Below are 15329 nucleotides of genomic sequence, written 5' to 3'. Positions count from 1 at the left end.
ATTAGTATTTTAATTCAAAGTATGTTCCAGTTGGCTCACCTGATTTGATTTGAATACCATTTTGTCCTTCTTCAGGGAACACACGGCTGGTAAATACTTTTTCTCCTTTATTAATAAAGATTTCAATGATCGAATTATCTACAAAAATATTGGCACTTGTTTCTTTAGGGTCAATCGAACATTCGCGAGTTGTGCCAAATTCCGTAGCGTATTGAACACCGGCTTTACTGCGGTCAAGGATAATTTTACCGTCTTTAGTATCGACAGTCAAGCTGAGTCCGTTGCCTTTGCCGTCAGCGAAAAGAAGAATTTCAGATTTTTGGTTAGCTGGGAATTGTAATTCAAGCTCGTAAGTATTGTTTGTTTCAGCTTTTGCTGCAAAATTTTCAGATTCAGCACGAAGTGACGTGATAGCTTCAACTGGGTATTGATAGAGTTTTCCATCTTTGATAGAAAGTTCTTTGACAAGGCTCATTGCGCCTTGATAATCGTATTTATCCGTTGGGTAGTCAACGTCAGGGAGTCCAATCCAACTGACAATCAAAGTACGTCCATCAGGAGCGTTAAATCCTTGAGTGGCATAGGCTTCAAATCCATAATCAAGGTTTTGAATTTCTGAAGCTCCAACCAATTTTGCATTTGCTGTGTCAAACGCTTGACATACTTTATAAGTATTTGGGTAAATGTTGCCGTAATTAAGTTCTGATTTATCAAGACCTTGTGGGCAGTAAAGTAGCACAGGTTTTTCATCTACAAAAACAAGGTTTGGACACTCAATCATGTACTCTGAACCGGTACCGCCAAAGTCAAGATTGCCAACTTCTTCCCAGTTTTCAACATTGTTATCAACGGCTTTATAAAGCTTAACGAAGCCTGATTTATCAAGGCTTTGAGCACCGACGATTGCGTAGAATTGACCTTTGTAATTAAAAATTTGTGGGTCACGGAAGTGTTCAGTAACATCGCTAGGTTGGTGAATAAGAACATCTTCACATTTTGTAATGTTATAATCTTTATCCATCCAAGCCCCAATTTGAAGCGGGTCACGTACCCAGTTTTCATCACGAACATTTCCTGTATAGAATAAGAAAAGTTTGCCATCAATTTCATAGGCAGAACCAGAATAAGCCCCGTGACTATCGTGTTTTGTATCAGGACGAAGCTCAGCCCCAGTTTCATGGAAATGAACCAAGTCATCTGATTCGGTATGAACCCATTCTTTCAAACCATGAGCAGCTCCAAATGGCCAGTTTTGATAGAAGAGTGTGTATTTTCCATTAAAAAAAGAAAAACCATTAGGGTCGTTCAACAACCCAGTTTTGGGCTCAATATGATAGCTGGCATGCCAAGGGGATTGTTTGACATTGTCGTTGATTTTTGCAATCTCGTCTGTGCTCCAATCAGCATAAGCACGGTATCGCACTTCTTGAGGTAAATTCATATTTTTCTCCTTTTGTTAATCTATCTACAACTAATATAGTAAACGTTTTCTGCCTAAAAATCAATTATTTTCCGCAAAAAACAAAAAAATATGATAAACGCTTGACATATTTCTAAAATGTGTTAGAATGTAAATGTAGTCAAGTGAAACGCTTTCACAAAAGATTCACTAAAGAAAATTATAAAAGGAGTTTTTGTAATGGATAACGCACAGATTGCAAAAGAAGTTGTCGCTGCTTTAGGTGGGCGCGAAAACGTGCGTAGTGTCGCGCACTGTGCAACGCGTTTACGTGTTATGGTTGTTGATGAAGAAAAAATCGACAAAAACAAAATTGAAAATCTAGATAAAGTTCAAGGAGCTTTCTTCAACTCAGGTCAATACCAAATTATTTTTGGTACAGGTCTTGTTAATAAGATGTATGACGAAGTTGTTGCTCTTGGCTTGCCAACTGCATCAAAAGATGAACAAAAAGCAGAAGCAGCTAAACAAGGAAACTGGTTCCAACGTGCTATTCGTTCATTCGGTGACGTTTTTGTACCGTTGCTTCCAGCTATCGTAGCAACTGGTTTGTTCATGGGTATCCGTGGAGCAATCAATAATGATACAATTCTAGGACTCTTTGGAACAACATCAGAAGCTTTCTCATCTTCAAACTTTTACACTTACACTGTTGTATTGACAGATACAGCATTCGCTTTCTTCCCAGCGTTGATTTGTTGGTCAGCCTTTAATGTATTTGGTGGAAGTCCAATCGTAGGTCTTGTTCTTGGTCTTATGATGGTTAATACGTCACTTCCAAATGCTTGGAATGTTGCTTCTGGAACTGATTCACCTCTTTACTTCTTTGGTTTCATTCCAGTTGTTGGTTACCAAAACTCAGTGCTTCCAGCATTCTTTGTTGGTTTGATTGGTGCTAAGTTAGAAAAATGGTTGCACAAAAAAGTTCCAGATGTTCTTGACCTTTTGGTTGTTCCGTTCTTGACTTTCTTAGTAATGTCAGTCTTGGCACTCTTTGTCATTGGTCCAGTATTCCACAGCGTTGAAAATTACGTTCTTGCTGGTACTAAATTCTTGCTTAACTTACCATTTGGACTTTCTGGTCTTATCATTGGTGGACTTCACCAAGTTGTCGTGGTTACAGGTGTTCACCACATCTTTAACTTGCTTGAATCACAATTGATTGCTGCTGACGGTAAAGATCCATTCAACGCAATTATCACTGCCGCTATGACTGCCCAAGCTGGTGCAACTCTTGCTGTTGGTGTTAAAACAAAATCTGCTAAACTTAAAGCTTTGGCATTCCCAGCTGCTCTTTCTGCAGGACTTGGTATTACTGAACCTGCTATCTTCGGGGTAAACCTTCGTTTTGGTAAACCATTTATCTTAGGTCTTGTCGCTGGTGCTGCTGGTGGTTGGTTAGCTTCAATCTTTAACCTTGCTGGTACAGGTTTCGGTATCACAATTATTCCAGGTACACTTCTTTACCTCAATGGTCAAGTGCTTAAATACATCATTATGGTTCTTGCTACAACTGCTCTTGCATTTGTCTTGACTTACATGTTTGGTTATGAAGACGAAGAAGAAGTTACTGAAGAAGCTGCTCCAGCTGCTAAAGAAGCAGAAGTTGTTGCTGAACCAGCTCAAACTGGTGTTTCTGCTGAAACAATTGTTAGCCCACTTGCTGGTGAAACAGTTGCTCTTACATCAGTAAATGACCCAGTATTCTCATCAGAAGCTATGGGTAAGGGTATCGCTGTAAAACCAAGCGGAAATACAGTTTACTCTCCAGTTGACGGTACAGTTCAAATCGCTTTTGAAACTGGTCATGCTTATGGTCTTAAATCTGACAATGGTGCTGAAGTTCTTATCCATATTGGTATCGACACAGTATCAATGAATGGTGAAGGATTTGCACAAAAAGTTACTGCTAATCAAAAAGTTAAAAAAGGCGATGTTCTTGGAACATTTGATACTGCAGCTATTGCAGCGGCAGGTCTTGATGATACAACAATGATTATTGTGACAAATACTGCCGACTATTCAGAAGTAACTCCAGTAGCTGAAGGTACGGTTGCAGAAGGTGCAGATTTACTTGAACTTAAATAAGTATATATGTATATTTTAAGAGGTGAATATTCACCTCTTTTTATATGGGGCAAAGGTTGATTTTACAAGGGTTTGAGCTATTTTTGTTCTTGCGTTATCGCTTTCTTTTGTGTATAATATTTAGTATAAAATTAGCAATTGAGGGAGAAAAAATGACTAAATTATACGGTAGTGTAGAAGCAGGTGGTACAAAATTTGTTTGTGCAGTTGGAGATGAAAATTTCCAAGTTGTTGAAAAAGTGCAATTTCCAACAACAACACCTTATGAAACAATTGACAAAACAGTAGCATTCTTTAAACGTTTCGAAGCTGATTTGGCAGGGATTGCTATTGGTTCTTTTGGTCCAATCGATATTGATGAAAATTCAGAAACTTATGGATATATCACAACAACTCCAAAACCACATTGGGCTAACGTTGACTTGGTTGGATTGATTTCAAAACACTTTAAAGTGCCAATTTATTTCACAACAGATGTTAACAGCTCTGCTTATGGTGAAACAATTGTTCGTAAAGGTGTTAAGAGCCTTGTTTATTACACAATCGGTACAGGTATCGGTGCTGGTGCAATTCAAAACGGTGAATTTATCGGTGGTATCGGTCATACAGAAGCTGGTCACGTTTATGTGGCTCCACATCCACAAGACGTTGCAAACAACTACACTGGTTTCTGTCCTTTCCACAAAGGTTGTCTAGAAGGTATGGCAGCAGGACCATCACTAGAAGGTCGTACAGGCATTCGTGGTGAATTGATTGAGTTGAACTCAGAAGTTTGGGACGTTCAAGCTTACTATATCGCACAAGTTGCTGTTCAAGCCACTCTTCTTTACCGCCCACAAGTTATTGTCTTTGGTGGTGGTGTTATGGCTCAAGAACACATGTTGAAACGCGTTCGTGATAAATTTACTGCTTTGTTGAACGGTTATGTACCAGTTCCAGATGTAACAGAATATATTGTAACACCTGGTGTTGCCGAAAATGGTTCTGCTACTCTTGGTAACTTTGCTTTAGCTAAAAAAGTATCAGAACGCTAATTATTAATGTCATAATAAACCATTTAGATTGGGGAAATCCAGTAGGGCTTTCTTCAATCTTTTTTCATCTGAAATCTTGCGACGTTGATTTAAGGTGTTTTCTTGTTGTTAGGGCAAAAAAAGGGTATAATCGTAGCGGGTTAAAACTCTGAAAATAGGAATCATTAAATTTAGATAAGAATTACTCATTTTAATCTTGCGAGCTCATCGCTTCAACGGTGAATTCTTGAATTAGAGCGCTTTTTGTGTTAAAATGTGATGATAAGTTTATCGAAAGGAATTGGGATGGCAAATATTCTACGGACTGTTATCGAAAACGATAAAGGTGAATTAAGAAAATTAGAAAAGATTGCAAAGAAAGTTGAGTCATATGCTGACGCTATGGCAGCTTTGTCTGACGAAGACTTGCAAGCAAAAACACCAGAATTTAAACAAAGATATCAAAATGGTGAAACATTAGATCAATTGTTACCAGAAGCCTTTGCGGTTGTCCGCGAAGCAGCAAAACGTGTGTTAGGACTTTATCCATACCGTGTTCAAATCATGGGTGGTATTGTTATGCACAATGGTGACGTTCCTGAAATGCGTACTGGTGAAGGTAAAACATTGACAGCGACAATGCCTGTTTACCTTAACGCCCTTGCTGGCGAAGGGGTGCACGTTATCACAGTTAATGAATACCTCGCAACACGTGACGCTACTGAAATGGGTGAAGTTTACAGCTGGCTTGGATTGTCTGTTGGTATCAACTTGGCAGCTAAATCACCATATGAAAAGCGCGAAGCATACAATTGTGACGTAACCTATTCAACAAACTCAGAAGTTGGTTTTGACTATCTTCGTGACAACATGGTTGTTCGTCAAGAAGACATGGTACAACGTCCATTAAACTTTGCATTGGTCGATGAAGTTGACTCTGTCTTGATTGATGAAGCAAGAACGCCATTGATTGTTTCAGGTCAAGTAAGTTCAGAAACAAGCCAACTTTACATTCGTGCGGATCGCTTTGTAAAAACATTGACAAGTGTTGATTACGCTATTGATGTACCTACAAAAACAATCGGTTTGACTGATTATGGTATTGATAAAGCAGAAGAATACTTCCACTTGGAAAATCTTTATGACTTGGAAAATGTTGCTCTAACGCACTACATTGATAATGCCCTTCGTGCTAACTACATCATGCTTTTAGATATTGATTATGTGGTTAGTCAAATGGGAGAAATCTTGATTGTTGACCAATTTACAGGTCGTACAATGGAAGGACGTCGTTTCTCTGATGGTTTGCACCAAGCTATCGAAGCCAAAGAGGGCGTGCCTATCCAAGAAGAATCTAAAACAAGTGCCTCAATTACTTACCAAAATATGTTCCGTATGTACAAAAAATTGGCTGGTATGACAGGTACTGCAAAAACAGAAGAGGACGAATTCCGCGAAGTTTACAATATGCGCGTCATTCCAATCCCAACAAACAAACCTGTGGCACGTATTGACCATTCAGACCTTCTATATCCAACACTTGACTCTAAATTTAGAGCTGTTGTTGCAGATGTTAAGGCTCGTCATGAAAAAGGTCAACCAGTCTTGGTTGGTACTGTTGCGGTGGAAACATCAGACCTTATTTCTAAGAAATTGGTTGAAGCTGGCGTGCCACACGAAGTTTTGAATGCGAAAAATCACTTCAAAGAAGCACAAATTATCATGAATGCTGGTCAACGTGGCGCTGTTACGATTGCGACAAACATGGCTGGTCGTGGTACCGATATTAAACTTGGTGAAGGTGTTCGTGAACTTGGTGGGCTTTGTGTCATTGGTACAGAACGTCACGAAAGCCGTCGTATTGATAATCAGCTTCGTGGTCGTTCAGGTCGTCAAGGTGACCCAGGTGAATCACAATTTTACCTTTCACTTGAAGACGATTTGATGCGTCGTTTTGGTTCAGACCGTATCAAGGCATTTCTTGACCGCATGAACCTTGAGGAAGAAGAAGCTGTCATTAAATCTAAAATGTTGACACGTCAAGTTGAATCAGCTCAAAAACGTGTTGAAGGTAATAACTACGATACTCGTAAACAAGTCTTGCAATATGATGACGTAATGCGTGAACAACGTGAAATTATTTACGAAGAACGTCGTGATGTTATCACAGCAGACCGTGACTTGGCTCCTGAAATCAAAGCTATGATTAAACGCACAATCAATCGTGCCGTTGATGCTCACAGTCGTGCAGACCGCGAAGAAGGTATCCAAGCAATCTTGAACTTTGCCAAAGCAAATTTGGTTGCTGAAGATTCAATCAGCTTGTCTGATTTAGAAGATTTAGACTTTGAAGCAATCAAAGAAAACTTGTACGAACGTGCTTTGAAAGTTTACGATGCACAAATTGCTAAATTACAAAACCAAGAAGCTGTTATCGAATTCCAAAAAGTTTTGATTTTGATGGTTGTTGACAACAAATGGACTGACCATATCGATGCTCTTGATCAATTGCGTCAATCAGTTGGTTTGCGTGGTTATGCCCAAAATAACCCTGTTGTTGAATACCAAGCTGAAGGTTTCCGTATGTTCCAAGCAATGATTGGAGCGATTGAATTTGATGTCACACGTACAATGATGAAAGCTCAAATTCACCAAAAAGAACGTGAACATTCATCACAACGTGCAACAACAATGGCAGAAAAGAATATTGCTGCGCAAACTGTTCGTGCTCAAGCTGACAGCGATATTGATTTTTCTAAAGTTAAACGCAATGACTTGTGTCCTTGTGGCTCTGGTAAAAAATTCAAAAATTGCCACGGTCGTAAACAATTTTAAAAAGTCGATAGAAAATTCTGAAAAATCAATTGAAAACCCGCCTGAAAATGGTATAATAGAAAAAATCTAAAGTTTCTATTCAGGAGAGGAAAATTCATGTCATTTAAAGCAACAAGTAAAAAGATTAATTTCGATGCTCTCAAGGAAGAATCTGCCTTAACAGGTGACGTTTTAGCTAAAAAAGAAGCACGTGATCGTGAACTAGAAGCTATTATTAAGGGTGAAGATGACCGTGTTCTTTTGGTCATCGGTCCTTGCTCATCTGATAATGAAGAGGCAGTTCTTGAATATGCACACCGTTTGGCAAAACTTCAAGAAGAAGTTAAAGATCGTGTCTTTATGGTTATGCGTGTCTATACAGCAAAACCACGTACAAATGGTGATGGCTACAAAGGCTTGATGCACCAACCTGATACGTCAGAAGCACCAAGCTTGATTAATGGTATCAAGGCTGTACGTAACCTTCATTATCGCGTTATTTCAGAGACAGGATTGACAACAGCAGATGAAATGCTTTATCCTGAAAATCTTCCATTGGTAGATGACTTAGTTTCTTATATTGCTATTGGTGCGCGTTCTGTTGAGGACCAACAGCACCGTTTTGTGGCATCAGGTATCAGCGTTCCAACGGGAATGAAAAACCCAACATCAGGTAACTTAAATGTTATGTTTAATGGTATTTATGCTGCGCAAAACAAGCAATCTTTCCTATTTAACGGCGAAGAAGTTGAAACGTCAGGTAACCCATTAGCACACGCAATCCTTCGTGGTGCAACTAATGAGTATGGTAAAAATGTACCAAATTATTATTATGACAATGTTATTGATACGATTGAGCAATATGAAAAAATGGGCTTAGAAAATCCATTTATCGTTATTGATACAAACCATGATAATTCAGGTAAACAGTATTTAGAACAAGTTCGTATCGTCCGTCAAACATTGATTAACCGCGATTGGAATGAAAAAATTAACAAATATGTTCGTGGTTTCATGATTGAATCTTACTTAGAAGATGGTCGTCAAGACGCACCAGAAGTATTTGGTAAATCTATTACAGACCCATGTCTTGGTTGGGAAAATACAGCACAACTTGTTCACGAAATTTATGACACATTAGGTAAATAATCTATGGGAATACATCAAAAAAGTGCAAAAATTGATATTGCACAAGTAAAAGAACTTTCAAAATTAGAAGGTGATTTTCTTGCTAAGAAAGCTGCGCGTGATGCAGAATTGGCAAAAATCATCACAGGTGAGGACAATCGTATCCTTTTGGTTATCGGTCCTTGTTCATCTGATAATGAAGAGGCTGTTCTTGAATACGCTAACCGCTTAGCGAAACTTCAAGAGGAAGTTAAAGACAAAATCTTTATCGTTATGCGTGTTTATACAGCGAAACCACGTACAAATGGTGATGGTTACAAAGGATTGATGCATCAACCTGATACCTCAAAATTGCCTGACCTTATCAATGGTATTGCTGCGGTTCGTCATCTTCACTATCGTGTTATCACAGAAACTGGCTTAACAACAGCAGATGAGATGCTTTATCCAGCAAATCTTCCATTGGTAGATGACTTGGTTTCTTATCATGCTATTGGTGCACGTTCTGTTGAGGATCAAGAACATCGTTTTGTGGCATCAGGTATTGATGTTCCGACAGGTATGAAAAATCCGACATCAGGTAACTTGAACGTTATGTTTAACGGTATTTATGCCGCACAAAATAAACAAAACTTTATTTATCATAACGCTGAGGTTGATACTGACGGAAATCCATTGGCACACGCGATTCTTCGTGGAGCAACGAATGAACATGGCGAAAATGAACCGAATTATTACTATGATGATTTGTTGAAAGCTATTGAGCTTTATGAGAAAATGGGCTTAGAAAATCCATTTATCGTTGTTGATACAAATCATGATAATTCAGGGAAAAATTACCTTGAACAAATTCGTATCGTTCGTCAAACATTGATTAATCGTGATTGGAATGATAAGATTAATAAGTACGTTCGTGGTTTCATGATTGAATCTTACTTAGAAGATGGTCGTCAAGACGCACCAGAAGTATTTGGTAAATCTATTACAGACCCATGTCTTGGCTGGGAAAAAACAGAACAACTTATTCGTGAAATTCATGCCACACTAAGTCATGATTCTTTTGAAGAATTGCTATTCTAATAATTGAATAACCTATGGGGCTGGGGAATTTTCTCAGCTCCTTAGTTTTGGAAATCATTAAGCGGTTAAGCTGATAAAACGTTTGAATTGGTAAAAAATCGTTTTTCATAAAGGAGACGTATGATTATTGGTCACGGCATTGATTTGCAGGAAATTGATGCAATCAAGCGAGCCTATGAGAAAAATAACAGATTTGCTAAGCGAGTGTTGACGGACAAAGAATTCCAATGCTTTTCGGAGCAAAAAAGCACGAAACGACAGATGGAGTTTTTGGCGGGACGCTGGGCGGCAAAAGAAGCCTTTGCAAAGGCAATGGGGACTGGAATTGGAACACTTGGTTTTAAGGATATTGAAATTTTAAACAACCAATTAGGTGCGCCTGTGATTACCCGGTCACCTTTCTCAGGGAAGTGCTTTATTTCACTTTCTCATACAGGAAACCTTGTTCAAGCTAGTGTTATTTTAGAAGATAATAGCTGAACAATGAAACTGAAACAAAAACATTCAAAAAATTTTCTAGCTTTGGAGGAGATAAAATGATTTCAAGTTTACACAGACCAACAAAGGCAGTCATTGATTTAGATGCCATTTGTCAAAATATTGATGCGGTTAAAGCCAATATACCACAAGATAAAAAAGCTTTTGCAGTTGTTAAAGCTAATGCTTATGGACATGGTGCCACAAACGTAGCGCAAGCTATTCATCATCTTGTGGATGGATTCTGTGTGTCAAATATTGATGAAGCTTTGGAATTACGTGAAGAGGGTATTGAGGAAACAATCCTTATTTTAGGTGTTATTATGCCTGATGAGGTGGCTTTGGCGCGTGATTACCATGTTACTTTGACAGTTGCTAGTCAAGAATGGCTTGATTTGGCAAATGAACAAGGTATTAGCTTAGCTGGTTTGGACGTTCACTTGAAAGTGGATTCTGGTATGGGGCGAATCGGTGTGCGCAGTCTTGATGAAGCAGAAAATGTGATTGCGAATTTGAAAAAAGCTGGCGCTAACGTTGCAGGTATCTTTACGCATTTTGCAACAGCAGACGAAGCTGACGATACGAAATTCAATGAACAGTTGGAATTCTTTACGAATTTGGTTAACAATTTGAGTGACAAGCCTGCCATTGTCCATGCTAGTAATTCAGCAACAAGTATTTGGCATAGTGAAACCATTTTTAACCTTGTTCGACTTGGGATTGTCATGTATGGATTGAATCCAAGTGGAACAGAGCTTGATTTGCCTTATCCGCTTAAACCAGCGCTTAGTTTGGAATCGTCATTGGTTCATGTTAAGACGATTCCTGCTGGTGCAACGGTTGGCTACGGTGCGACCTATACTGCTCAAAAAGAGGAATATATCGCGACTGTTCCAATTGGTTACGCAGACGGTTGGACACGTGATTTACAAGGTTTTTCAGTGCTTGTGAATGGTGAATTTTGTGAAATCGTTGGACGTGTGTCAATGGATCAAATTACCATTCGCTTGCCAGAAAAACTTCCAATCGGAACGAAAGTTACTTTGATTGGTCAAGAGGGCGATAAGGTTATTTCAGCGACAGATTTGGCTCAAAAACGTGGCACAATCAATTACGAAGTTCTTTGTCTATTGAGTGACCGTATTCCACGTGTTTATTCAAAATAAATGATAAAAAGATTCTATCTTGCTGTAAGAAACTTGCGGCGATTTAGAATCTATTTTTTGTTATAATAGTAGCAAAGTGAGGTCATATGAATTTACAATCATCAATTGTGGAATTAAAAGGAATAGGGGCTAAGTCGGCGGAAAAATTTTATAAGTTAGATATTTATACCATTGAAGATTTACTGCTGTACTATCCTTTTCGATATGAAGATTTTAAGAGCAAGCGTGTTTCAGAGCTTGCTGATGGAGAAAAAGCTGTCATTACGGGAACGGTTGTGACACCTGCAAATGTGCAATATTATGGTTATAAGCGTAATCGTCTGTCGTTTAAAATCAAGCAGGGCGAAGCGGTTATTGCGATTTCTTTTTTTAACCAGCCTTATTTAGCTGATAAAGTCGAGCTTGGCAGCGATATCGCGATTTTTGGAAAATGGGATGCCCTGAAATCAGCGGTGACTGGTATGAAAATTTTAGCGCAAGTTGAAGATGATATGCAGCCAGTTTACCGTGTTGCTCAAGGTATTTCACAAAATGCACTGGTCAAAGCTATCAAATCAGCTTTTGAAATTGGTGCTCAGAATTGGTTGCCTGAAAATTTACCGCAGCTACTTTTGGACAAGTATCGTTTGTTAGGGCGTGCTCAAGCAACGGCTGCTATGCACTTTCCGAAAGATTTAGCAGAGTATAAACAAGCACTTCGTCGGATAAAATTTGAAGAACTGTTCTATTTCCAAATGAATTTGCAAGCTTTAAAGGCAGACAATAAATCAGAAGCTAATGGTTTGGCGATTGCTTATGATGAGCAAAAAGTTGCTGATAAGATTGCAGCTCTGCCATTTACCTTAACGGGTGGTCAAAGGCGGAGTCTTGATGATATTTTGGTGGATATGCGTTCTGGTGGTCATATGAATCGTCTCTTGCAAGGAGATGTCGGATCTGGTAAGACGGTTGTGGCTAGTCTTGCCATGTATGCTACTTATACGGCAGGTTTTCAATCAGCTTTGATGGTGCCAACGGAAATTTTGGCGGAGCAGCATTTTGAAAGTTTGACCCAGCTTTTTCCAGCTTTGTCCATTGCAATTTTAACATCAGGGATGAAAACAGCAGCCAAACAAGCGGCACTTTCGGCGATTGCGGATGGTTCGGTAGATATGATTGTTGGTACGCATGCGCTGATTCAAGATGCGGTAACTTACCACCGCTTGGGGCTTGTCATTACTGATGAACAACACCGTTTTGGTGTCAATCAACGTCGTGTTTTCCGTGAAAAGGGCGAAAATCCAGATGTGCTCATGATGACCGCGACACCAATTCCACGGACACTTGCTATTACGGCATTTGGTGAAATGGACGTTTCGATTATTGATGAATTGCCTGCAGGACGCAAACCGATTATCACGCGTTGGGTTAAACATGAACAGTTGGAAGTTGTGCTTGATTGGGTCAAAAAAGAATTGCAAAAAGGGGCACAAGCCTATGTGATTTCACCTTTAATTGAAGAATCTGAATCACTTGATTTGAAAAATGCTGTTGCCTTGCACGAGGAATTGTCAGCCTATTTTGCGGATAGTGCAACCGTAGCGCTCATGCATGGTCGCATGAAAAATGACGAAAAAGAAGCTATCATGCAAGATTTCAAGGCACAAAAAAGTCAGGTTTTGGTATCGACAACTGTCATTGAAGTTGGTGTTAATGTCCCAAATGCGACCATTATGATTATTATGGATGCTGACCGATTTGGGCTTAGCCAGTTGCATCAGCTTCGTGGACGAGTTGGGCGTGGAGATAAACAATCTTATGCTATTTTAGTTGCCAATCCCAAAACACAAACAGGAAAAGAGCGCATGAAAATCATGACAGAAACAACGGATGGTTTTGTTTTAGCAGAAGCCGACCTTAAGATGCGTGGTTCAGGTGAGATTTTCGGCACACGCCAATCAGGAATTCCAGAATTCCAAGTGGCAGATATTGTCGAAGATTACAATATTCTCGAGGAAGCTAGACGCGTTGCAAGTCAGATTGTTTCCGAAAAAGATTGGCAAAACAATCCACAATGGCAAATTGTTAGCCAAAATCTCAAAGACAAAGGAACTTTTGATTAAGGTTTATGAAAGTTTTCTGCAAGGATAGGTTAAGCTTTGCTTCTTATAATGACCCTATCAAATGAAACGAGAGGTAAAGCTTATGACAGTAAAAGTAACCTACAAAAAGTATTTTGCTAAAAAAATTCATGTGAAACCAGCTTACGGAAAGTAAGCTGAAAAAAGAGTACTCTTTTTTGATAAAACGCTATGGCAGTAGGGTAAAATCCCATGATAAGACACATAAGACCATAGAAAATATCGAGCTCAGCTGACGGTGGCTGAGCTTTTTGGGTGTTTTTAGAGTTAATTTTTAGCTCAAAAAAGGTGGAATCTTGCAAAAAAATATCGAAAATCAATAAAAAAGTGTTGCAAAACATAAAAATTGTGATATACTAAATATATCGAAAAACAATAAAAGATTTTCGAAAAAGAATAATTACATATTGTAAAACGGATTTAAAAACTGAGCTCACAACAAATCCAAGAAAACCATTTTTAGGAGATTTATCATGAACACAAAAACTATCGAAAACATTACAAAAACAGTCGCTAAAGTCGCTATCAATCTTACAACTATTGTTCTAGCTTTAACTATTATTGCTGATTTGGTTTCACATATTTACGGTTATGATACTGTCCACGTTGGTCATTATGGTGTCATTGATTGGTCAATCGGTAAGGAAACGAACACATGGTTGGTGACTGCTTTAACCATTCTAACAAACAGCGCTATCATCTATGGTCTTGCAAAATTAAAAGCATTTATTTCAGAATTCACAATCAAAGAAGTTTTAACTGACAAAACATATCTTTTCTTGAAACGTGCTACTATCTACACATTTGTTGTATCATTGCTTCAAAATATCTTGTCAACATCTCTCAACCAAGCAAACATTATCTTTGACTTTTCAATCTGTGGCTACATTCTACTAGCTACTTTGGCAGTTAAATACTTCCGCACACGCCACTTAGCACAATAAAAAAGGATACGATTTAAGGAGAATATCATGAAAAACGATACAAAAAAATTTAAATGGATTTTGAACTTTGTAAATTTCTTATATGGAGTGAATATCTTGGGAATGATAGCACTTGTTCTTGGTGGGCTTGTAGTTTTTGTGTTAAAAGATAACTCTCCATTTAAAGTGCATGAATTTGGTAATGGCTGGAGCTTTACATTTATAAGTGGCTCAGTTGCAATAAGTAGTTTCTTAACTATGGCTTACAGTATGATTATGATGATTTTAATCTTAGGAACAATTCGAAAATTTTTAAAGAATTTGATTAATGAGCAAATCTTTATTAAAGAAAATGTTACATTAGCTAAACGTGCGAGTCTATTCTTGCTATTAGCTTCTTTTGATGGTGGAGCTGAGGCAGTATTAGCGGTTAATGGTTCGGGATTTATCAATTTAACATTTGTTTTTGCGGCACTTTTGATTTGGGTTTTTGCTAAACTTCTTGAAAAAGCTGTTGTGATTGCTGAAGAAAATGAATTTACGATTTAAGAAAGGAATACTCATGAGTAAGAAAGTTAAAAATATTATTTTAGCAGTTCTTGCAACTTTAGGAATTTTTACAATGGTTCAGTATGTGGGAAATAATGAATTTATTACGACCTATGGATATGTTAACTTTGAAGATGAAAATGAAAAAATTAATGATGTAATATCTGATAATAGTGATAGTGACGAACAATCTTTAGAGAATTTTATTCAAGTACATCAGACACCATTTTCTAAAACAGTAATTAAGGATGATGATTAGGAGGAAGCATATGATTCGAATTAATCTTGATGTTGAGCTGGCAAAGCGGAAAATGAAATCTGGGGAATTGGCGGAACGTATTGGGATTACGAATGCTAATCTCTCTATTCTTAAAACAGGAAAGGCTAAAGCTGTTCGGTTAACGACTTTAAATGCCATTTGCCGTGAATTGGGTTGCCAGCCTGGGGACATTTTAGAATATATTCCTGATTAATAAAAAATCTGAGACACTGTCTGTCAGTTTGGCAGAATC

Annotated in this window: 13 protein-coding genes; 12 read left to right on the top strand and 1 reads right to left on the bottom strand. The window is 38.3% G+C overall.

Features of this window, described 5'->3' with window-relative positions; genetic code table 11:
- Nucleotide 1: 1 nt before the first annotated feature.
- Complete coding sequence (locus BTR42_RS10385; RefSeq protein ID WP_077497619.1) at nt 2–1441, bottom strand: sucrose-6-phosphate hydrolase; 1440 nt, start codon at nt 1439–1441, stop codon at nt 2–4.
- Between the two features lie 198 nt (nt 1442–1639).
- Here BTR42_RS10385 and BTR42_RS10380 point away from each other — a divergent pair, with 198 nt between their 5' ends.
- From BTR42_RS10380 to BTR42_RS10325, 12 genes are all read left to right on the top strand, one after another.
- Nucleotides 1640–3547, top strand: coding sequence for a sucrose-specific PTS transporter subunit IIBC (locus BTR42_RS10380; RefSeq protein ID WP_077497616.1), 1908 nt, complete (start codon nt 1640–1642; stop codon nt 3545–3547).
- 152 nt (nt 3548–3699) lie between these two features.
- Nucleotides 3700–4581, top strand: coding sequence for a fructokinase ScrK (gene scrK / locus BTR42_RS10375; RefSeq protein ID WP_077497614.1), 882 nt, complete (start codon nt 3700–3702; stop codon nt 4579–4581).
- Nucleotides 4582–4866: 285 nt separating this feature from the next.
- Nucleotides 4867–7395, top strand: a complete 2529-nt coding sequence (gene secA / locus BTR42_RS10370) for a preprotein translocase subunit SecA (RefSeq protein WP_012962449.1) — start codon at nt 4867–4869, stop codon at nt 7393–7395.
- A 96-nt stretch (nt 7396–7491) separates the two neighbouring features.
- On the top strand, nt 7492–8523 hold the full coding sequence (locus tag BTR42_RS10365) for a 3-deoxy-7-phosphoheptulonate synthase (RefSeq protein ID WP_009854880.1): 1032 nt from the start codon (nt 7492–7494) through the stop codon (nt 8521–8523).
- Nucleotides 8524–8526: 3 nt separating this feature from the next.
- Complete coding sequence (locus BTR42_RS10360) at nt 8527–9582, top strand: 3-deoxy-7-phosphoheptulonate synthase (RefSeq protein ID WP_009854879.1); 1056 nt, start codon at nt 8527–8529, stop codon at nt 9580–9582.
- A 120-nt stretch (nt 9583–9702) separates the two neighbouring features.
- Nucleotides 9703–10062 carry a holo-ACP synthase gene (acpS, locus tag BTR42_RS10355; protein ID WP_009854878.1) on the top strand — a complete coding sequence of 120 codons (360 nt, stop codon included), beginning with the start codon at nt 9703–9705 and terminating at the stop codon, nt 10060–10062.
- Nucleotides 10063–10118: 56 nt separating this feature from the next.
- Nucleotides 10119–11225, top strand: a complete 1107-nt coding sequence (alr, locus tag BTR42_RS10350) for an alanine racemase (protein ID WP_077497611.1) — start codon at nt 10119–10121, stop codon at nt 11223–11225.
- Nucleotides 11226–11311: 86 nt separating this feature from the next.
- Nucleotides 11312–13327: an ATP-dependent DNA helicase RecG gene (gene recG / locus BTR42_RS10345; protein WP_077497609.1), complete on the top strand. Its 2016-nt coding sequence runs from the start codon at nt 11312–11314 to the stop codon at nt 13325–13327.
- Nucleotides 13328–13818: 491 nt separating this feature from the next.
- Nucleotides 13819–14289 (top strand): hypothetical protein, encoded by a 471-nt coding sequence (locus BTR42_RS10340; protein ID WP_077497606.1) that lies wholly within the window; start codon nt 13819–13821, stop codon nt 14287–14289.
- Nucleotides 14290–14316: 27 nt separating this feature from the next.
- A complete protein-coding gene (locus BTR42_RS10335; RefSeq protein ID WP_077497603.1) occupies nt 14317–14817 on the top strand; it encodes a DUF2975 domain-containing protein in 501 nt (166 codons plus the stop codon).
- Nucleotides 14818–14830: 13 nt separating this feature from the next.
- On the top strand, nt 14831–15076 hold the full coding sequence (locus tag BTR42_RS10330; RefSeq protein ID WP_061460037.1) for a hypothetical protein: 246 nt from the start codon (nt 14831–14833) through the stop codon (nt 15074–15076).
- A 10-nt stretch (nt 15077–15086) separates the two neighbouring features.
- The gene (locus BTR42_RS10325; protein WP_012962447.1) at nt 15087–15290 is read left to right on the top strand and encodes a helix-turn-helix domain-containing protein; all 204 of its coding nucleotides are present in this window, start codon (nt 15087–15089) and stop codon (nt 15288–15290) included.
- Nucleotides 15291–15329: the final 39 nt, after the last annotated feature.

Origin of the sequence: Streptococcus gallolyticus subsp. gallolyticus DSM 16831 (assembly GCF_002000985.1) — a bacterium.
Taxonomy (GTDB): domain Bacteria; phylum Bacillota; class Bacilli; order Lactobacillales; family Streptococcaceae; genus Streptococcus; species Streptococcus gallolyticus.
Note: the sequence above shows the minus strand (reverse complement) of the source record. Positions and strands in the feature narration are given on the sequence as shown.

Excerpts from the sequence above, each read along its gene's own strand:
- BTR42_RS10365 (WP_009854880.1), top strand. The coding sequence starts at position 7,492 with ATGTCATTTAAAGCAACAAGTAAAAAGATTAATTTCGATGCTCTCAAG.
- BTR42_RS10325 (WP_012962447.1), top strand. The coding sequence starts at position 15,087 with ATGATTCGAATTAATCTTGATGTTGAGCTGGCAAAGCGGAAAATGAAA.
- scrK (WP_077497614.1), top strand. The coding sequence starts at position 3,700 with ATGACTAAATTATACGGTAGTGTAGAAGCAGGTGGTACAAAATTTGTT.
- secA (WP_012962449.1), top strand. The coding sequence starts at position 4,867 with ATGGCAAATATTCTACGGACTGTTATCGAAAACGATAAAGGTGAATTA.
- BTR42_RS10380 (WP_077497616.1), top strand. The coding sequence starts at position 1,640 with ATGGATAACGCACAGATTGCAAAAGAAGTTGTCGCTGCTTTAGGTGGG.
- BTR42_RS10335 (WP_077497603.1), top strand. The coding sequence starts at position 14,317 with ATGAAAAACGATACAAAAAAATTTAAATGGATTTTGAACTTTGTAAAT.
- alr (WP_077497611.1), top strand. The coding sequence starts at position 10,119 with ATGATTTCAAGTTTACACAGACCAACAAAGGCAGTCATTGATTTAGAT.
- recG (WP_077497609.1), top strand. The coding sequence starts at position 11,312 with ATGAATTTACAATCATCAATTGTGGAATTAAAAGGAATAGGGGCTAAG.
- BTR42_RS10385 (WP_077497619.1), bottom strand. The coding sequence starts at position 1,441 with ATGAATTTACCTCAAGAAGTGCGATACCGTGCTTATGCTGATTGGAGC.
- BTR42_RS10340 (WP_077497606.1), top strand. The coding sequence starts at position 13,819 with ATGAACACAAAAACTATCGAAAACATTACAAAAACAGTCGCTAAAGTC.
- BTR42_RS10360 (WP_009854879.1), top strand. The coding sequence starts at position 8,527 with ATGGGAATACATCAAAAAAGTGCAAAAATTGATATTGCACAAGTAAAA.
- BTR42_RS10330 (WP_061460037.1), top strand. The coding sequence starts at position 14,831 with ATGAGTAAGAAAGTTAAAAATATTATTTTAGCAGTTCTTGCAACTTTA.
- acpS (WP_009854878.1), top strand. The coding sequence starts at position 9,703 with ATGATTATTGGTCACGGCATTGATTTGCAGGAAATTGATGCAATCAAG.